Source organism: Sulfitobacter sp. (genome assembly GCF_036960155.1).
Taxonomy (GTDB): Bacteria; Pseudomonadota; Alphaproteobacteria; order Rhodobacterales; family Rhodobacteraceae; genus Sulfitobacter.
Map to the genome: position 1 here is coordinate 926,315 of NZ_JBALWB010000001.1, position 19,391 is coordinate 945,705.

Consider the following 19,391-nt stretch of genomic DNA (forward strand, 5'->3'; position numbering starts at 1 on the left):
GCATGAAAGCGAGCATGCCAGCTACTGCCGCCGAAACCAATCAACAACATCATACCATCAACCGCCCAAAACTTCGACCACAGCTTCTTTGGTGACACCAACAACCTCATCTGCCTGCTCGCGCGTGAGCGAAAATGGTGGCGCAAAGCCGATGATGTCACCCTGTGGCATTGCACGTGCAATCACACCGCGATCTAGCATCGCCGAGACGATGCGCGGCCCAATTTTGTCCGCTGCATCAAAGAACACATGATTGTCACGATCCTTCATCAACTCAACCGCACACAACATGCCTTCTCCGCGGATATCACCTACATTTGCATGTTCGCCCAGCGCCTGTGTCATCGCAGTGTTGAGATACCCACCGACGGCACCAGCATTGTTCACCAAATCAAGGCTATCCAGTAGCTTAAGGTTCGCAACACCTGCTGCCGCACCAATTGGGTGCGCTGAGTAGGTCCAACCATGACCAATAGCGCCGAACTCATCTGTTCCCTGCTCCAGCACAGCCCACATTTTGTCCGAGACAATCGACCCTGACAAAGGCGCATAAGCTGAAGTCAGACCTTTTGCGATTGTGATCAAATCAGGCTTCATGCCGTAATGTTCCGACCCCATCATTGTGCCTAAACGGCCAAATCCTGTAACAACCTCATCCGCGATGAGAAGGATGTCATGCTTGTCCAAAACTGCCTGAATAGCGGCCCAGTACCCTTCTGGTGGCGGCACAATACCACCTGTCCCCAGCACAGGTTCGCCGATGAAGGCTGCAATGTTATCGGCACCTTCACGTTCAATGAGTTCTTCCAGTTTTGCCGCGCAATCAGCAGAGAACTCCGCCTCGTTCATGTTTCGATCTTCGCGGCGGAAATAATATGGCGCCTCAGTATGGACCACTTGCTCCAATGGCAGGTCGAATTTCTTATGAAACAACTCAAGCCCTGTCAGCGATCCCGTCACCAATCCAGATCCGTGATATCCACGCCAGCGGGAAATGATCTTTTTCTTCTTGGGACGTCCAAGGACATTGTTGTAATACCAGACCAGCTTGATGTTGGTCTCATTCGCATCTGATCCACTCATCCCGTAGTAGACGTGATTCATCCCCTTTGGCGCACGCTCAGCAATCATACGCGACAGAGTGATAGATGCTTCGGTTCCATGCCCAACATAGGAATGGTAATAGGCCAACTCATGCGCTTGTGCCGCAATCGCATCTGCAATTTCGGTGCGCCCGTACCCGACATTCACACAATACAGCCCAGCAAATGCATCAAGTGAGCTGCGACCTTCGCGGTCGGTGATGTGAACACCATTCGCCGTTTGAATAATCCGGTTTCCCAATTCACGCCGCGCAAACTGCCCCAAATGCGTAGAGGGGTGGAAAAAGTGGTCATGATCCCATTGGGTCAGCACATCATTTGTCTGCGTCTTGGTCATTGGGTTTTCCTTATTCGAAACGGTTACTTACTCTTACCAACATGGCTAGGGGTTTTTATGCACTGCGTCCATCACGATGATCGAAAACTAAATCCTTGCGTGAATGGCAAAAACAAAGGACCGTTTGGGCAGAGGGTTCACAGATCAGAGGTCAGCATATGTCAACATACGACTCCAACTTTACGACCGCTGAATATCTTGAACGCGTTGCTAGAACGCGCAGCGCGATGGATGCCGCAGGACTACAAGCGATCTTTGTTACTGATCCATCGAATATGTCATGGCTCACGGGATATGATGGCTGGTCGTTTTATGTACACCAGGGTGTGATCCTAACTCTAACGGGTGAACCCATTTGGTGGGGCCGTGCAATGGATGCGCAGGGCGCACGCCGAACGGTTTTTATGGAAAATCCGGACAACATCCGAGGGTATGACGATACCTTTGTTCAGAATCCCGAAAAGCACCCCATGAAAGAGCTGGCTGGCCTGCTGGCTGAGCACGGATTAGAACGCGCCACCATCGGCGTTGAGATGGACAATTACTACTATACCGCTGCAGCCCATGCCACGCTTGTGGCCGCGCTACCTCATGCGGTCCTGCACGACGCAACAGGTTTGGTGAACTGGCAGCGCGGTGTAAAATCACCACAAGAAATAGAATACATGCGCCGAGCTGCGCGAATTGTAGAGGCCATGCACGCGCGAATCCTTGATCTTGCAGAGCCCGGATTGCGAAAGAATGATCTGATTGCCGAAATATACGCCACAGGCATAAAGGGGGCGGATGGCCATTGGGGTGATTACCCTGCGATTGTCCCTATGGCGCCCTCAGGCCTAGATGCCACTGCCCCGCACCTCACCTGGGATGACCGCCCAATGAAAAAGGGAGAGGCGACATTTTTTGAAATCGCTGGAGCGCATAAACGCTATCAATGTCCGCAATCGCGCACCCTGTTTCTGGGTAAAGTTCCCCAGAAATTCCAAGACGCAGAGGCTGCCGTCCTTGATGCGATCGCTGCCGGATTAGAACAAGCAAAACCCGGCAATCAAGCGCAAGATATCGCTAATGCCTTTAACGCGACCCTCAACAAGGCCGGTTTTGAAAAAGACAGCCGCTGTGGCTATGCCATTGGCATCAGCTATCCGCCCGATTGGGGCGAGCGGACGATCTCATTTCGTCGAGGGGATACCACCGTTCTGCAATCCGGCATGACGTTCCACTTTATGCCGGCGCTTTGGCTTGATGATGGAGGCTTGGAAATCACCGAACCAATCCTGATCACGGATAGCGGCTACGAATGCCTGTGCAAAACGCCCCGCGAACTGTCGGTCAAAACATGAGCATCACCTCAACGATACCGCTTGATGCGAACGGCGTTCACCACGGTTTCCTCAAACTGCCCCACAGCCGTGATGATAGCGCTTGGGGATCTGTTATGGTTCCCATCACCATCATTGCAAATGGTGATGGCCCTACCGCCTTGATGACCGGTGCTAATCACGGCGATGAATATGAGGGGCCCATTGCGCTCCAAGAGTTTGCAATCACGCTCAAACCAGAAGACATCAAAGGCCGCGTGATTATCCTGCCGATGATGAATATGCCCGCATTTGCTGCTGGAAAGCGATGCTCACCTATCGATGGGGCAAACATGAACCGCAGTTTTCCGGGTCGACCCAATGGAACGGTCACTCAAAAGCTGTGCGACTTTATCGCCACCCAACTGGTACCAAAGGCGGACATCGTGCTCGATTTCCACTCAGGCGGTAGTACCCTTGATTTTCTGCCTTTCGCTGCCGCGCATATCCTTGAAGATAAATCACAAGAAGCCGCCTGCATGGCCGCAATGCAGGCGTTCAACGCACCCTATTCTGTCAGGATGTTGGAGATCGATAACTTAGGCATGTTCGACACCGAGGTCGAAAACCAAGGGAAGGTTTTTGTCACGACCGAACTAGGTGGTGCCGGAACATCGACCGCACGAACCGTCGAAATTGCCCGCAAGGGTATCCGTAATCTGCTGATCCATGCTGGAATTCTTGACGGTGAGGTAGAAACAGAACCCACCACCCAACTCGATATGCCAGATGAAAACTGCTTTCTGTTTTCCCAAATGCCTGGCCTGATCGAATACCTGATCGAGCTTGGTGACCAAGTCGAAATAGGCCAGCCCATTGCCCGCATCTGGCCTGCAGATCGAACAGGAATTGCACCTGCAGAATGCTGTAGCTTACGTGCTGGCATTCTTACTGCACGCCACGTTCCGGGGCTGGTTAAGGTTGGAGATTTCATCAGCCTCGTTGCAGAAGAAGTCTGTTGAAATGCTTGTGTTGGTACTGAGCCACAAAACACCTATATTGGTACTAGATATACTCTAACGGATCACCCTATGACGCCTGAAACTTACCAGCAAACCAAGACTGCGCTGCTTGCGCTGGGCGGACAGCGGGTCTGGTCGTTGATGGTTACGATTTTCGGCGATCTAGCGCAGCCAGAAGGCAGCACAATAGATGGCCCCGTCCTATCTGCCATTATGGCTGAAATTGATGTTCGCCCCGAAGCCGTACGTGTGGCTTTGCATCGCTTGCGCAACGACGGCTGGATTGAGTCTCAAAAGCAGGGGCGGACACGCCGTCACGCGCTTACGCCCACTAGCCGTCAAGAAACACAGCAAGCCAGTACGCGAATCTACGCCAATCCATCAGCCCGTGAAACCAACTGGCAACTTGTCCTGCTTGAAGACAGCAGTTCGCCGACACGGGATGAAATGGCGCAGCGCCGTTTTACACCCGTGTTGCCTCGCGTCTATTTGGGCGGACCTCACGCTATTCCGCCCGCATCGGCGTTAACAGTAACTGGAAATACCGCCCCAAATTGGTTGCGCCAACAAATGGCCCCCCAAATGCTGGAAGACGAATACAGCGCCCTCATTCCAGTGCTGCAAAACGTAGAACGCGCGTTGTTACACAGCAGGCCGAACCAATTGCAAACTGCAGTGTTGCGCTGTTTGATCGTACATAACTGGCGACGTATCGTGCTGCGGCATCCCGCACTTCCGCTCTCCTTACTCCCTGAAAATTGGGTGGGTCACAGATGCCATGTACTACTAGATAGGCTGCTCATAGAACTGCCCAGACCAAGACTAACCCATATCCTGCCGAACTGAACGCACCGCGCTTTCCCCTTTGCTCTGCTCCCTGTATAGAACGCACTATGACAAACAAAGTATACCAAAACGATCTACCAGACGGGCTAAACCTTGGGCCGATGGTGGCTATTGATTGTGAGACCATGGGGCTAAATCCGCACCGTGATCGGCTTTGCCTTGTTCAGTTGTCTAGCGGGGATGGTCATGCGCATTTGGTCAAGATCGCACGTGGCCAAACCGAAGCGCCCAATTTATGCAAGCTGCTTGAAGATCCCAATGTGCTAAAGCTGTTCCACTATGGACGGTTTGACATCGCAGCAATGTTGAACGCCTTTGGGGCGGCTGCAGCGCCAGTCTATTGCACCAAAATCGCCAGTCGCCTGATCCGCACCTATACGGAACGCCACGGCTTGGCCAAATTGCTTCAGGAATTGCTGTCAGTCGACATCTCCAAACAACAACAGTCCAGTGATTGGGGTGCTGAGAAGTTAACGAAGGCGCAAATAGACTACGCCGCGTCTGACGTTCTATACCTTCATCGCCTACGCGACGTGTTAAATGGACGGCTTGTACGTGAAGGCCGCATGGAAATGGCACAGGCCTGTTTTGACTTCCTTCCAATGCGCGCCAAACTTGATCTGGCCGGCTGGCCTGACTCGGACATCTTTGCACACTCATGATTGCACGGGATCGCCACTCGCGAACCATCGCTTTGTTGAAGGTGGCTTTCCCGCTCTCAGCGCTTGCGTTGTTATCGACGTTATTTCTTTTATCCCGTGCGATGGAGACAGAAACGGCGATTCCCTTTGCGGACAAAGAGATTCAGGATCGACTGCGCGATCAACAAATCACCGGGCCATTCTTTTCCGGTTCTACACCTGACGGAGACAAGATTTCGTTTTCCGCGCAAAAGCTGATTACATTGAACGGACGTGTTGGTACTAACCGCGCAGAAGACGCAACCGCATCACTCGAAACCGCGCGCGGTGCAAAATTTGAACTAAAGGCCAATGTTGTGGAGCTGGACATCGCGGGCGACACGGCGGCACTGACTGGAGATGTATCAATGGTGACCTCAACTGGTTACCACATCAACACCGCACAACTTGATGCACTGGTGTCCAGATTGGACATCACAGCACCGCAAGAGGTGTACGTTGACGGCCCGTTGGGCACCCTTACTGCCGGAAAAATGCATGTCTTTTCTTCAAATCAACGTGAAGCGACGCAAATGATTTTCAGTGGCGGTGTGAAACTGGTATACGTCCCTAACTGAGTAAGAGAGTGTTATAATATTATGGGTCTTCGACTGTTGTTGATCGCGCTATTTACAGCGCTCGTTTCCTCGTCAGCTATTGCGCAAGGTGCCAGTGTCGCCTTTGGCACCATAGCCCAAGACACCAATCTGCCTGTCGAGGTTAGCTCGGATGAGCTGTCTGTAGATCAAGAAACTGGCACAGCGATTTTTACTGGAAACGTGGTCATTGGTCAGGGTGAAATGCGCCTGTCTGCGCAACGGGTACTGGTTGTGTACCGTGCAACAGCAGATGGGATCGCAAAGATGGAAGCCACAGGCGGCGTAACGCTGGTTTCAGGCCCCGATGCCGCCGAAGCGGAACGTGCAGATTATAGTATTGATGAAGGTACAATTGTGATGCGCGGGAATGTTCTTTTGGCACAGGGGGCAAGCGCCCTAAGTGCAGACACAATGACCATTCGCTTACGCGACGGCACCGCTCACATGTCTGGCAATGTAAAAACCCGACTGCAGACTGGTAGCAATAACTGATGGCGACCCCTGATCTAAAAGTAGCGGAAGGTAGCGCTGGACTGCGTATATCGCACCTTCGTAAATCTTATCGAAAAAAGATTGTCCTTCGGGATTTCTCGATGGAATTGATGCGCGGTGAAGTTGTGGCTTTGCTGGGACCAAACGGGTCGGGCAAAACAACGACATTCTATTCCGTCGCCGGACTGGTGACGCCAGAAAGTGGCAGCGTCACGATTGATGGGAAGGACGTTACTACCCTCCCCATGTACCGTCGTGCGCAACTGGGCATCGGATATCTACCGCAAGAAATGAGCATTTTTCGCGGCATGTCCGTTCAAGAAAACATCTTGGCGATTCTCGACATAGTTGAGAAGAACCGCCGCAAAAAACAAGAACGCCTAGAGGAATTGCTCACAGAGTTCTCAATTGAACATCTGCGCCGCGCGCCGGCCCTTGCCCTGTCTGGCGGTGAACGGCGCCGCGTCGAAATCGCACGTAGCTTGGCTGCGAATCCAAAGTATCTTCTGCTCGATGAGCCATTTGCAGGCGTAGATCCGATCTCTGTTGGGGACATCCGCCATTTAGTCGCGGATTTGAAAAAACGCGGTATCGGCGTGCTTATCACTGATCATAACGTACGAGAAACGCTAGAGATTGTTGACCGTGCTTATATCCTGCACGAAGGGCGTGTTCTTATGTCTGGCACACCAGATGAGGTTGTTCGGGATGGAGATGTCCGCCGAGTCTATCTTGGTGACAATTTTAAGATTTCTTAAGCCATTTGCCGCGCGCAAGCTTGCTGAACACAGCTAATTTGGTTGACTTTGACATCCAATTGACCGTCTAATTAGGTATGGCAAACTGGCTATGCATGTATGAAAACGCTTTGTCACCTTCGGGTGGGACGGTATTGAACAACCTGCTGCCTGCTGCCATTTCCCGCATCTGAATCCATAATTCGCCGCCTGCATTGGGCGCGTTTTTAGAGAATCAGGTCACACATTGAAGGAGACACTATGCGTTACCAAATCAGCGGAAAACAAATCGACATCGGCGAAGCACTGCAGACACATGTGAAGACAGAACTTGATGTAGTTGTACAGAAATACGCCGAACGACCGACTGATGCGCTAATTGTCTTTTCCAAATCAGGCCACGAGTATGTGTGCGAAGCTACCGTACACCTCTCTACAGGGCTTACAGCGTCTGCAAAAGCACATGCAAACGAGATCTATGCAGCCTTTGACGGATGTTCTGAAAAGATGGAAAAGCAACTGAGGCGATACAAGCGTAGGCTGAAAGATCACCACCGCGAACGCGCAGAACCGGTTGAGCTTTTCGGCGCTTCATCGTATATCCTTGCTTCAGAAAAGGACGCCGAAGGGGACGAACCAGAAACTCTCCAGCCTATGATCATCGCCGAAATGCAGACAAAAATTGCGACTCTGTCTGTTGGCGAAGCGGTTATGCAAATGGAGCTGTCTGGCGCACCCGCGCTGGTGTTCAAAAAACAAGGTGAAGATGGAGTCAACGTCGTGTATCGCCGAGAAGACGGCAACATCGGTTGGATTGACCCCGCATAGAGACTGAGCTAGGGCACACACGACGTGCCCATAGGGATTGAAGATACATGAACTTCGCAAAACTTCTAACGCCTCAGGCGGTAAAGGTACTGTCATCCGCGACCAGCAAAAAACGGCTCCTTATGGATCTGGGTGAGTTGGCTGAAGGTGCTTACAATCTGAACGCACAACGCGTTTGCGAAGCATTGATCGCCCGAGAAGCGCTGGGGCCCACAGGAGTGGGCCACGGCGTGGCGCTGCCTCATGCGCGCCTTGAAGGTGTAGAAGAGGTTACAGGCTTGTTTGTCTTACTTGAGAAACCTGTCGATTTCGGTTCCGTTGACCGGCAACCCGTAGACATTGCATTTGCTCTTTTTGCTCCTGAGAATGCCGGTGTCGAACACCTTAAGGCTTTGGCACTGGTTTCTCGCACCCTACGAGACACCGGAATTTGCAGCAAATTGCGGGCCAACCCTAGCCCAAACACCCTGTACACGATCTTGACCGAAGCTGAGATCGTGAAAGCAGCCTAGAGCGTTAGCGCCAGCGACCGAAGCCAAACATCATGTAATCGCGCTGATAGACATCAGCACCCAATGCTTCGACCTCATCGTCATAAAAGTCTTCCAGCGCAAATGTACCGTGGAAAGACGGCGGCTGAATAACGGTTGCATCTGTATATCCAACACCAGCGGCCAACGTAACGAGATCTTTTGACAATGAATCTTCGCGCAGAATCACATCAGGCAAGGTAAACTCACCAAATCCTTGAATTAGCTGGGCTTGCGTTGCCCACGCGTTATCAACGCGGACTGCAGTTTGGCCAGCAAGGTTCCCCTTCAGAAACGTTAGGAACGCCATGAATGCGGCGCGGTGCGCCGCCAAATCGATATCGTCTTCTTGCCCTGCTTCTGGAAGCGGCAATTTATAGCGTCGGACCAGCGTACGCCGAAGCTGCAAAAAACTACCTTGTCCAGAATTCAAAATCCGGTGACAGAAAACTTCGTGTGCACGCAACAGCGGGTGACGCAGCACAGTAAAGCTTCGGTGACCGTCATTTTTACGCTTCCACTGGCGTAGCTCTTTTTGATTCATCTTCATGCCCAAAGCATTCTGCTTTTGGTCATCCAAGCCAGCAAGCCATCGACGGACCTCCTGCTGAGGGCCACCTGCAATCGGCATAAACAACAACGGCGCTTTGACACCCGTCACATACCCAGGCACATTTGGGCCAGTTCGGGGCTCAAAGTTTGGTGTTCTTGTCAGATCAAAACGATCCAACCGTCCCAACGCCTGCTCCATTTGCGAAAAATTGCTGACCTTTTCAGACAGCGAGCTTGGGTTTTGCTTCTTAAGGTTCTTGTCCAGCTCATCCAACTTCTCTGGCACACCCAAATATGTCGCAATTCCATTCATAACCTCGACACTTTGCAGGTCTTCGTAGGCGACATAGAACGCTGTTTGGCCGCTGGTCTGCATCCTGTTCATCAATAACAGCTGGAACTTTTGCAAAGCCTCAAGGTGAGTTTCAAATTCAGTTGCATCAAAAGCAACCTTCGCACCCTTGCGGGCCTTAACATCGGTCAACTTCCACTGGCCAGTTTCCTGCGCGATCTTCCAGCTGATATAGCTTTCTACCGGGTTCCGAGTGAGAATAATCTTGGCGCATTTCGGATCATCCAAAACAAGGTCAAGAACGCGCGGATCATGATCATGAAAATACCGAAACCCACCCATCACACCATGATCGTGACGTATCGCACGCAACAACGCCATTGGCTCATTGTCTCTGGTTGCCTGATCTACGCCTAGGATGTTTGTGGTGTTGGGATATCCAATAAAATGGGGGTTAAACGCCTCGCCATGGCAAGAAATTCCAGAGAACGCATTCAGATTTGCCTCAAGAAAGTTAGACCCGGTTCGCATTTCTGCAAACACAACGAAACTGCTAAAACGTTCTGTCATTCTATTTCACCAAATAAGGTTTACGTGGCACTTCCGTGCTAGAAACAGGGCCACGTTCTACAGGAAAATCACCCATCAAATATGGATGCATACCCTGGTTTTTCAGATTTTGCAGGAATTGACCAAAACCGTGTAGATCAACCATCTTTGGGGCCTCTGACAGGCGCCTAATCCGCGCTTGACCGATCTCATCTAGAATCCCTTGCAACGGTTCCATCGGAGCCTCGATAAACTCGGCCATGGACCAAATACGTACACGCGACTTCGTATAAGGAGAGCGCAGAACATCCATGTGCTCGCTCTCAATTTTTTGCAACGTTGCCGCTATCCGACGGATATCCACAAAATCCATATTTGACCTGAACAACGGGACTGCCCATGCGCCAGTAATTACCGAAATTTGCGCGTTTGGATCTTTGGCGATGCGCCAGTTGATCTCCTGGTTGTCATAAGGTCCAAACTGGAAACACTGCCTCTCGCCACGGGTGTTCCAGATCAGGTTCGTCAGGAAAGTTTCCGGATTGTAGTCTCTCTGGATAGCATTGTCGCTAAGCGCCCCATTCAACGTTGTTTGCCCTTCGGCAAAGTGAACGCGATCAGGCGCAAAGAGATGACCATGAACACGGGCACCTGTCGCATTATGCAGCCAGGGTTCGAAATTCTCGAACAGCTCAGAAAACCCTTGGAACATCGAGTATTCCGCCGCCGTCACACCATTTTCCCAATCTTCATTGGGGAAACGGCTTTGCATATATAGACCTGAACGGCCTCGTGTCCGCCGCTCAACCGCTTTTGCAAAAATACGGTCAATCTTGCCGGGGTTCGGCTCGGTCTTTTTCATCGCACCCGCCGCGTCGGTAAGAAACGCCTCGTACAAACGATCTGCATATGGCCAAATTTTACGTGCAACAAAGCAATCAGATCGGCGTAACAACTGTAAGTGGTCGTCATAGAAAATGTGTGGCTTACCCTGAAAATCAAACTTGGACAGCGTCAACGAACGGCTTTCGATATTTGTGGAATAGAGCCTTGAGAGCGTCTGGAAGTAACTCTCGTCTGGAATCCACACGTGCCGGAAATACCGGTCATACTTCGGGCGTTCGGGGTCCTGCAGAACCGCGGAAAGGGTTTGCCGCGTCAGGCACCACCACTGCGACCCCATATGCGGCACCAAGCCGCGCGGCATCCGACGCTTGAGCTTTAATGATCTTTGAATATTGACTGTTTTATCGAACAAATAGCGGTGACGCTTCCAAGAAAATGGGAAGTGCATCGTGAACCGTTCTTCGTCCAACCCACCAACCGTCCACGGTACATCTGCCGTTGTCGCGCTTTCGATAAAGTCGGTGCGGGGACGGTCGGCCAGATAATCGATCAATTCATGGACGGGTCGCAATGGTAGACAAGAACCCGACGCAAGGTAGACATGGCGCACATCCGGAAAACTAGCCAACATAAGCTCTGAAGTTGCTTGAGATGCGGCTACAATGCCCCATGTGCCCCATTCGCAACGATATCGTTTGCTGAAAAGAACGTTCGGCACGTCAGCCAAAGCAGCAACAAAGTTATCATAGGTTTTCTTGGAAACATTGCGGTCGACATGAATCACCACTGGCACATCAGCTGCCGCCCAATGCCGCGCAACCTGTTCGGCGCGGCCCAACGCAGTGTGCACCAACATCGCTACGCCCATAGAGGCGGTCACGCCCAATTCCCTTTTGACATCAGGCCTAGAATTTCAAGCTGACGCCAATTGATATATTTCTCACTCCACTTACACCAAAGTTGTGGGTTGTCCTTAACCTGCTCTGCATAGGCTTTGTATTCGACTGACCCGGCGTAGTGTTGGCCCCGCTCTAGTTCTTCGGCGGCTTTTGCCCCGAATGTGTCAATGAATTTTGCATGCAGCAATACACCGCTAGCCTTCTCGCCACCCCACTCATCGTAGACTTGGTTTAGACCGCGTGGCAGCAACATGTGCGTCGAACTGACATAGACGTATTTACGATCCCATTTCACCAATGGCACCTTGTTCAGTGCGGGCGCTTTTTCAGGTGTTCCTTCAAAGAACACGCGCGCGCGCGGGCCACCTTGAATCCACAGGTTTGTGAAGGTGTGATTACGCGCCATAGTATAATTTCCGCTGTCAAACCAAGAGGCAATCTCAATAGGATCTTCACCCGAATGATACGGTTGTTCGTCTAGCCGTCCCTTGGGGTACATATCCAACAGCATCGCCGAGAACGATTTGATTGACGAAGCATCCAGCCAATCTGTCAACGCGCGCAATGGGCGAGTATCGCAAAATGGGTAAACCAAGAACTCATCTGGATCGACGGTCAACGTCCAATGCCCGTGCGCATATTTACGCTGTAACCAGTTCAACCAATCAACACCAAAACGGGACCGCCGGTAACTGGAACGTGTAGACCACAGTGATACATCTGGCTGATTGCGCAGATAATCCAACGCACCATCGTCGCTGTCATTGTCCACGAAAAAGAAATGGTTCACCCCTTGTTTACGATAGTAATCAAGGAAGTATGACAGCCGGATTTTTTCGTTTCGCTGCGTACAGAACAAAAGAATATCGTCGGCCCGAATTTGATCGGTCCGGTCCACAACGCACTTTAACTCGCGCCGTTTCCTAAATGCCCTAGCACGCCAACGTTGCCGTTGCAGCCTTAGCCGATATGATTGGATCGCACCCAAACACCGCCCTCATACTCTTGGTCCTTCAGTCTTCTGGCACGCCTATCAGGTAAAGCTTAATGCGATCTTGAAATGCGTCGCCCACGACGGCGCCTCAAAACCACTTACCCTCAACGATTCCCGAGCCTGTTTGGACCAGTTTACTATTCTTTCTTCCCACAACTGATGGTCTGAATCATCTAGATAAACCGCGTTATTTGCAAGGATTTCTCTAAATGTCGCCTTATTGCTGCACAAAACAGGTGTTCCGAGCTGTAGCGCCTCAACAGCAGGTAAACCAAATCCTTCTGCATGGCTAGGAAACAACATGCCATGTGCACCCTCAACAAGCGCCATCAAGGCTGCATCCGTTAAGCCAGAAAGCTCTTTTATCCGCGCGTCTTCACCTAGAGCGTCCAACCGCGAGAACACGTCTTGGTTATTCCAACCACGCCCACCGCAGATCAGCAACATTGGAGCCTGCGGCCCTAACCGATCCCATATGTCCAACAGCAAGGCATGGTTTTTGCGTGGCTCAATCGTGCCAACAGTAATAAAATACGGCGCCTCTGGCATCACATCTTTAGGAATTTCTGACACGTCCACCGCAGGAGGTATTGTCCCCAAGTGAGCAACAATGCCCTTCGGAACATCCCCCCATCGGGTCATTACAGCCTCTGTCCGGTCCTTTGTATCAACCGAATTATACAGGATCAGATCAGCATGTTCTTGCACGCGTCGCATCTTTTTCTCAAATGGCTCAACCGTTCCTTCGCGTTGATACTGGGGGAATTCCAACGGTATAACATCATGTATAAAAACGGTGATTTGAGATTTAGGCATGCTACGCACTGCTGATAGCACCCGATCTGTCAGGTTGCTGTGGCCTGTATTCAGGTATGCCACTCCCGCCGGAAGCAGGCGACTCAAAAGCTTGGCAAGCCCGCCCGGCAAACAACGACCGACAGCAAACTTGCGCGCATCAGTCTGCGCGCCCCGTGAGGTCGCGATTGATTTGAGCTGCAAACGAGACAGCACATCAGGTGTTGAGAACGCGATGTCACCGGTTAAGCGGCCGTACATCTCAGTCAAACCCGCCTCGTCCAGCAGAACATACCCAAAGGGTGTCCGCGCCAAACCCCAAACAGGTATAGCATCCGCTATCAGGGCCTCAATATAAGCCAACTCAACCCTATCCACACCAGTCCAGACACGCCCAGCACGCCGCAAAAGACGCGTAAAATCCAGCAGACGGGCTGACGGTGGGTTAGTCGGTGACATATTCAACGATACGCTCCCTTTTCACCCTCAACAGGCTTACTTCAGAGTTGGGGCAATATCTTTGATATAAGCCGCAAGATCTTCACGAAGCTCTGGTCGCGCCAAGCCGTAGGCAACAGTTGCCTGCAAAAAGCCCGACTTAGAGCCGCAATCAAATCGTTGCCCAGTAAATCGGTAGCCATAAACTTTGCGCTTTTGCTCCAGCTCCGCTGCAATCGCATCTGTTAGTTGGATCTCACCACCCGCGCCCTGCTTCATCTCGTCGAGGTTTTTCAAGACAGTAGGAGAAAGAATATAGCGGCCAATCACAGCAAGGTTTGAGGGAGAATCTTCAGCTTTGGGCTTTTCGACCATGCCTTTGATGTCGAGCAAGTTACCACTCTCTTCCACCACATCCAGCACACCATAGGACGACGTCTTTTCAGGTGGCACTTCCATCGCTGCAACCATGTTACCGCCCGTCTCTTCGTAGGCTTCTACCATCTGCTGCAAACAGGGCTTCTCCGCCGAGATAACGTCATCGGGCAGAATAACCGCAAAAGGTTGATCACCGATCAAACGCCGCGCGCACCATACAGCATGGCCAAGGCCCAACGCTTTGTGTTGGCGCACATATGCGATTGCACCGCTATCCATGTTGGTTTCTTCAAGCATGCTCAAGAGCTCAGTCTTGCCTTTGCGGCGCAGCTCTTCTTCTAGATTGGGCGCGAGATCAAAATAATCTTCAAGCGCACCTTTGCCGCGTGAGGTCACGAAGATAAATTCGGTGATGCCTGCAGCCCGGGCCTCATCAATAGCGTATTGAATCAAAGGGCGATCAACCAAAGTCATAATTTCTTTTGGAACGGATTTTGTCGCGGGCAGGAATCGCGTACCCATACCTGCAACCGGAAATACTGCTGTTGTGACTTTATTTGTCATATCTGTTCGAAGACCTTACATAATTATTTTAGTGCTCTATCTAGAGAGGCCTTGCTCCACACTTTCAGCTTACTGGCCCAGATGACATCGCAGTTTGAATATACCAATTCTATTGCTGCGCAACCAAGGCGCAAATATGACCAATCGGCCTAAACCTACGGGGAAAATCTAATATATTTCAACTTTTAACCTTTGAGAGGACCCCGAACAAGGGAAACACGCTCACGTTCCCGTTCCCGTCGGCGTGAAAATGTAGTCGTGCCAATCAAGCGATCTGTTCTGTCTGCACGTCCAAACAGGCCGCCCCGCTGCACCCATACCCCTTGAGCGTTGAATGAAACGTGATGAAACAACGCTGTACGCGACAAGATAACAACCGTTTCGATACTTCCCGCTGCAACACGGACGGCTGCATCTCTTAAACCCACTGCCCCACGTACCCGACGAACTGCCGTGAAATTTGCTATGCGCCGGGGAACATTCACTGCTCGGAATGGCAACACTGCATGCCTTGCCAATGGAGCCCCTCCAAAGCTGCGCTGTTGCCCCTCCGCATACCCCGCAAACAACCCTTTCATGAGCCGACGCACGTCACGCGGCTCTAGCCGACCTGCAACCATGTGACGCAATAACCTTCGTTTTTCAGACGCGCATTGCTTTTGCCAATGCGTTGCACGGTCCTCTTTTGGAAGGTGCTTGCGTTGAAACACACCCCAACTGGCGCCGATCTCGTATAAATCGCGTGGAACGCGATCCTGGCGCCGTCTTGCACTAGCCGAAAACCCATGATGCACCTGCGCCAACGGCACCAATGCCGTAGCATGGCCGCCGCGGGCCAGCCGCATATTCACGTCGGTTTCATCCAGAAAAAAGCGAAACGCAGGATCGAACCCTCCGATACCCACCAGCACGTCACGTCGAAAGGCCATATTGGTGCCTTCAGTTTTGATCGCTTTGCCTTTGGGAGGAATTAGAACCGTCGCCTGCAGTGGGTCCACATCTATGCCCTGCGGAGCGCCTTGCGCATCAAGTATTCTGGCCTTGTACTGAAAAGTGATGCCATTACGACCCCGCACAAATCCACCCATTGCCGCGACATCACTTTGCACTGCAGGTGCTACTAGATGGTGTAACCATAGGGGTTCAGGCACAGCGTCATCATCAATAAACGCCACAACTTCACCCGCAGCATGGGTCAGGCCGATGTTGCGCGCTGCTGAGATATTAGCCTCATCAAATGCGATACATTTAATATCCGAGACTATATCAGGCTCTTCGGTCACAGCGATCCCAGCAGGACAAGCAACCACCACAACCTCAAACGCGCTATATTGCAGCTGTGCAACAGCGATCAGACATCGGCGCAATGCATCGGGCCGCTCACGGCTGACGATAATCACGCTGACGGTCTGATCACTCATAGTCAATTTGCACTTATCTGCGATAACACCATTCAGGCCTTTTTCAGGTCAACGCCCGGCGCGTAAGCAATAAAGAAGGGGTTTGCATAGTCATCTTTACCGTATGTCAGCGGGCTATGATCATCAAAGCGGATCACATCACCACCCGCGCCCTTTAGAACTGCGTGACCAGCGGCGGTGTCCCACTCCATGGTGCGCCCAACGCGCGGGTAGATGTCCGCTTCGCCGGTCGCAATCAAACAAAACTTGAGGGACGATCCAGCGCTCTTCATATCTTTTACTGCATATTTGCCGATGTAATCATCCGTGGCCTGATCACGGTGTGACTTACTTGCTACCACCATCAATGCCGAATTGTCTGGATTAGAGACTGATATCGTCTTCATTGGTCCAACAGTTTCTTTGTCGAGATCGCCTGTCTCTTCGACGGACCGACCGTCAACACCAGTAAAGAACATCCGATCTTTTGCTGGGGCGTAAACCACACCGCGAGTCGGGACACCGCCCTCAACCAACGCAATATTTACTGTGAAATCACCACGGCGATGAATGAACTCCTTGGTGCCATCCAGCGGGTCAACGATCAGGAATGTATCGCCTGTTGTGCTGTGTGTCGCTGACTGCTCTTCAGTGACCAAAAGCACATCAGGAAATTCTGCGCGCAGACCGTCTGAAATGATCTTGTCTGCTGCTTCATCCGCGGCCGTTACAGGGCTATCATCTGACTTTGACTTCACATCAAAATCGTCCTGACCATAAATTTCCATGATCTTATCGCCAGCTTCCAATGCCAGCTTACGCATCACCCACGTCAACTTTTCGTAATCCATGCCCAACTCTCGCCATCCTTCGTTGATATAAAATTTAGATACCTTATGATCCCCTTGTAACGGATCGGCAAGAATTCCGTGCAATCGTGGTCATAACCGCAAGGCAGTAGTCAAATGTTCCAACCCGTTCGCAAACACCGATCCACACTGCACGTCATTTTGACGATGTGGGAATTGATCTATCATTCCATCGTCAGGTCAGTGCGGAAAAGCCATAACAACGCGTTTCTGGCTATCGCGACGAATATTTTGCAGTCGGTGATTTTTGTTGGCGCCTTCTATGTGATGTTCTCTATTTTGGGTCTGCGAGGTGCTGCACTGCGCGGTGATTTCTTGATCTACATCATGTCGGGTATTTTTCTATACATGACGCACTCCAAAGCGCTAGGCGCTGTTGTCGGCTCTGAGGGTCCCGCGAGCCCGATGATGCAGCACGCGCCCATGAACACAATTATCTCAATCTGCTCTGCGGCGCTTGGTGCGCTTTATATTCAGGTTTTGTCGTTGGCCATGATCCTGTTTGTCTATCATGTGGCCTTTACGCCGTTGGAAATTGAACAGCCGTTTGCTGCTTTTGCGATGCTGATCCTAGCATGGTTCACTGGTGCAGCATTGGGTCTGGTACTGCTCGCAATCAAACCGTGGTTTCCCACTGCTGTCGGTATCTTTTCAACCATCTATCAACGCGCCAATATGATCGCATCGGGTAAAATGTTTGTCGCAAACACCCTACCAGGCTTCATGCTGGCCATGTTTGATTGGAACCCCTTGTTCCACACCATTGATCAGGCGCGCGGCTTTGCCTTCCTCAACTACAATCCTCGTTATAGCGACCCGATGTACGCCTTATGGGTCGGATTGGTGCTGGTAATGGTCGGGCTGATGGGCGAATTTTACACTCGCAAACATGCTTCGCTGTCATGGAGCGCAAGGCGCTAAGCCTTAAACCTTTGCGTAGCTCTTTGAAATTCAGCTGTGTTCTTTTTTCAATCGGCGCAAGAACGACCGAACGATCCATTTATGTGCCGGACCAACAGGCAACATATACAAACGCCCAAATGTGTTGTGGACCTTCACGGACGACGTGATCGTCAATTCGTTTCCAACCCTCGATATGCAGGTCAATACATCCAGATGACTGTCCCGCTCAGATAGTGAGAGTACGTCTTCCGATACGTGCTCAACCAAAAAGAAGTCCAGCTTATCTCCCACGGCAACGGTTTTGGGGGCCGATTTCGAAAACCCTCCGATTCTTTTCACGTTAAACATGGATGAAATCGCATCTCTAATCCGGAACGCTAAATTTAGAATGAACGAAGGGCGTGACATCATTGATCCCCACGCTTCAAGCGGGGCCACCGATTTTGATAATATGACGGATTGTCGATCAAAAAAATCAAGCTCAGCGATTTGGGCTAACGTCTGAATATTCGAATTTGGAAGCGTAACAAGCTCATGTTTTTCCATAGCACTTCTCCAACATTGCACTACCGCGCTAACGTTCAAAGACCCTCATCACAACGTGACATATTGGACGCATCTAGACGTTGCCTCTCCCTCAATCCACAACCCGAAGCGTCAAGTTCAACCGACCCCCTTTAGGTAGTAATTTTGATGAACCCGCCCTGATACGGTCTACGCCATGATATGCCCGCCGCGCGTCTCCGCCCATCACCACTACATCACCAGATCGCAACCACATGCTTTCGGTTTTACCGCCCCGCGTCACGTTGCCCATACGAAATAGCCCTTCATCCCCCAGAGAGACTGAAACCACTGGCCATCCCATATCGGCTTCGTCACGATCTTGATGCAGTCCCATCTTGGCTTCCGCATCGTAGTAGTTGATCAAACAACACTCTGGCTTTCGCTCTAGTCCCGTCACTTCTTGCCAGATTTCAAGCACCTCTAGCGGAATGTCAGGCCATGGCTGACCTGACGGCTGTGTCGGTACATATCGATACCCTTCTTTGTCAGAATACCAGCCGTATTGCCCCGCCGCGGTCATACGAACTGACATCCGTTTCCCACTCGGCATCTCGGGTCGAAAAAACGGAGCACGCGTAACGACGCTTCGCACTGCGTCCAAAACCGAACGTTGCTCGGTGACATCAAGCAAGCCTGAGTGGATATCAAAGCCCTTAACCGACAATTTCACGGCGATACCCTCATTTTTCCCTCAAATTTCACGATTAATTCCTGAATCATCACATCTTGGTGTCAGCCATGGTTGCAGCACCCGCACCCCCTCCTTATATACCCACCGAACCGTTGGAGACGAGCCGTTTCCAGCGTTAACCAGATCGAAGTAATGGTGCCACAATGGGCCGACGCTTCGTGTAATCGCCTTGAGCTAGA

At 51.4% G+C, this 19,391-nt stretch carries 20 protein-coding genes; 10 read left to right on the forward strand and 10 right to left on the reverse strand.

Translation table 11 applies throughout. The features are described from left to right. Nucleotides 1-57: 57 nt before the first annotated feature. Nucleotides 58-1,440 (reverse strand): aspartate aminotransferase family protein, encoded by a 1,383-nt coding sequence (locus V7775_RS04680; protein ID WP_335750689.1) that lies wholly within the window; start codon nucleotides 1,438-1,440, stop codon nucleotides 58-60. A 158-nt stretch (nucleotides 1,441-1,598) separates the two neighbouring features. Here V7775_RS04680 and doeA point away from each other — a divergent pair, with 158 nt between their 5' ends. From doeA to V7775_RS04725, 9 genes are all read left to right on the forward strand, one after another. After that, nucleotides 1,599-2,783: an ectoine hydrolase DoeA gene (doeA, locus tag V7775_RS04685; protein ID WP_335750690.1), complete on the forward strand. Its 1,185-nt coding sequence runs from the start codon at nucleotides 1,599-1,601 to the stop codon at nucleotides 2,781-2,783. After that, nucleotides 2,780-3,763 (forward strand): N(2)-acetyl-L-2,4-diaminobutanoate deacetylase DoeB, encoded by a 984-nt coding sequence (gene doeB, locus V7775_RS04690; protein WP_335750691.1) that lies wholly within the window; start codon nucleotides 2,780-2,782, stop codon nucleotides 3,761-3,763. Before doeA ends, doeB begins: the two co-directional genes overlap by 4 nt. A 69-nt stretch (nucleotides 3,764-3,832) precedes the next feature. Beyond that, nucleotides 3,833-4,609 (forward strand): PaaX family transcriptional regulator C-terminal domain-containing protein, encoded by a 777-nt coding sequence (locus tag V7775_RS04695; RefSeq protein WP_335750692.1) that lies wholly within the window; start codon nucleotides 3,833-3,835, stop codon nucleotides 4,607-4,609. A gap of 47 nt (nucleotides 4,610-4,656) precedes the next feature. Beyond that, nucleotides 4,657-5,271 carry a ribonuclease D gene (locus V7775_RS04700; protein WP_335750693.1) on the forward strand — a complete coding sequence of 205 codons (615 nt, stop codon included), beginning with the start codon at nucleotides 4,657-4,659 and terminating at the stop codon, nucleotides 5,269-5,271. Then, nucleotides 5,268-5,867: a hypothetical protein gene (locus tag V7775_RS04705; protein WP_335750694.1), complete on the forward strand. Its 600-nt coding sequence runs from the start codon at nucleotides 5,268-5,270 to the stop codon at nucleotides 5,865-5,867. Before V7775_RS04700 ends, V7775_RS04705 begins: the two co-directional genes overlap by 4 nt. 21 nt (nucleotides 5,868-5,888) lie before the next feature. Beyond that, nucleotides 5,889-6,380: a lipopolysaccharide transport periplasmic protein LptA gene (gene lptA, locus V7775_RS04710; RefSeq protein ID WP_443070081.1), complete on the forward strand. Its 492-nt coding sequence runs from the start codon at nucleotides 5,889-5,891 to the stop codon at nucleotides 6,378-6,380. Further along, nucleotides 6,380-7,138 (forward strand): LPS export ABC transporter ATP-binding protein, encoded by a 759-nt coding sequence (gene lptB, locus V7775_RS04715; RefSeq protein ID WP_335750695.1) that lies wholly within the window; start codon nucleotides 6,380-6,382, stop codon nucleotides 7,136-7,138. The genes lptA and lptB overlap by 1 nt, the downstream gene beginning before the upstream one ends. A gap of 240 nt (nucleotides 7,139-7,378) precedes the next feature. After that, nucleotides 7,379-7,945, forward strand: a complete 567-nt coding sequence (gene hpf, locus V7775_RS04720; protein ID WP_335750696.1) for a ribosome hibernation-promoting factor, HPF/YfiA family — start codon at nucleotides 7,379-7,381, stop codon at nucleotides 7,943-7,945. Between the two features lie 47 nt (nucleotides 7,946-7,992). Further along, complete coding sequence (locus tag V7775_RS04725; RefSeq protein WP_335750697.1) at nucleotides 7,993-8,457, forward strand: PTS sugar transporter subunit IIA; 465 nt, start codon at nucleotides 7,993-7,995, stop codon at nucleotides 8,455-8,457. A 4-nt stretch (nucleotides 8,458-8,461) separates the two neighbouring features. On the opposite strand, the gene V7775_RS04730 is transcribed toward V7775_RS04725, so the two are convergent. The 7 genes from V7775_RS04730 to cysQ form a co-directional block, all read right to left on the reverse strand. Then, entirely contained in the window at nucleotides 8,462-9,889 is a 1,428-nt protein-coding gene (locus V7775_RS04730) for a nodulation protein NodH (RefSeq protein ID WP_335750698.1), read from the reverse strand. Nucleotide 9,890: 1 nt separating this feature from the next. Next, the gene (locus tag V7775_RS04735) at nucleotides 9,891-11,582 is read right to left on the reverse strand and encodes a DUF5927 domain-containing protein (RefSeq protein ID WP_443070093.1); all 1,692 of its coding nucleotides are present in this window, start codon (nucleotides 11,580-11,582) and stop codon (nucleotides 9,891-9,893) included. 8 nt (nucleotides 11,583-11,590) lie between these two features. Further along, a complete protein-coding gene (locus V7775_RS04740) occupies nucleotides 11,591-12,601 on the reverse strand; it encodes a glycosyltransferase family 2 protein (protein WP_335750699.1) in 1,011 nt (336 codons plus the stop codon). Between the two features lie 45 nt (nucleotides 12,602-12,646). Next, complete coding sequence (locus tag V7775_RS04745; protein ID WP_335750700.1) at nucleotides 12,647-13,861, reverse strand: glycosyltransferase family 4 protein; 1,215 nt, start codon at nucleotides 13,859-13,861, stop codon at nucleotides 12,647-12,649. A 36-nt stretch (nucleotides 13,862-13,897) separates the two neighbouring features. Further along, complete coding sequence (galU, locus tag V7775_RS04750; protein WP_335750701.1) at nucleotides 13,898-14,782, reverse strand: UTP--glucose-1-phosphate uridylyltransferase GalU; 885 nt, start codon at nucleotides 14,780-14,782, stop codon at nucleotides 13,898-13,900. 185 nt (nucleotides 14,783-14,967) lie between these two features. After that, nucleotides 14,968-16,203 (reverse strand): glycosyltransferase family 2 protein, encoded by a 1,236-nt coding sequence (locus V7775_RS04755; RefSeq protein WP_335750702.1) that lies wholly within the window; start codon nucleotides 16,201-16,203, stop codon nucleotides 14,968-14,970. Nucleotides 16,204-16,235: 32 nt separating this feature from the next. Next, the gene (gene cysQ, locus V7775_RS04760) at nucleotides 16,236-17,033 is read right to left on the reverse strand and encodes a 3'(2'),5'-bisphosphate nucleotidase CysQ (RefSeq protein ID WP_335750703.1); all 798 of its coding nucleotides are present in this window, start codon (nucleotides 17,031-17,033) and stop codon (nucleotides 16,236-16,238) included. A gap of 114 nt (nucleotides 17,034-17,147) precedes the next feature. Here cysQ and V7775_RS04765 point away from each other — a divergent pair, with 114 nt between their 5' ends. Continuing rightward, the gene (locus V7775_RS04765; protein ID WP_335750704.1) at nucleotides 17,148-17,972 is read left to right on the forward strand and encodes an ABC transporter permease; all 825 of its coding nucleotides are present in this window, start codon (nucleotides 17,148-17,150) and stop codon (nucleotides 17,970-17,972) included. Between the two features lie 30 nt (nucleotides 17,973-18,002). On the opposite strand, the gene V7775_RS04770 is transcribed toward V7775_RS04765, so the two are convergent. Together V7775_RS04770 and V7775_RS04775 are read right to left on the reverse strand one after the other, a co-directional pair. Further along, nucleotides 18,003-18,500 carry a DUF2867 domain-containing protein gene (locus V7775_RS04770; RefSeq protein WP_335750705.1) on the reverse strand — a complete coding sequence of 166 codons (498 nt, stop codon included), beginning with the start codon at nucleotides 18,498-18,500 and terminating at the stop codon, nucleotides 18,003-18,005. A 91-nt stretch (nucleotides 18,501-18,591) separates the two neighbouring features. Then, complete coding sequence (locus V7775_RS04775; protein WP_335750706.1) at nucleotides 18,592-19,191, reverse strand: alpha-ketoglutarate-dependent dioxygenase AlkB family protein; 600 nt, start codon at nucleotides 19,189-19,191, stop codon at nucleotides 18,592-18,594. Nucleotides 19,192-19,391: the final 200 nt, after the last annotated feature.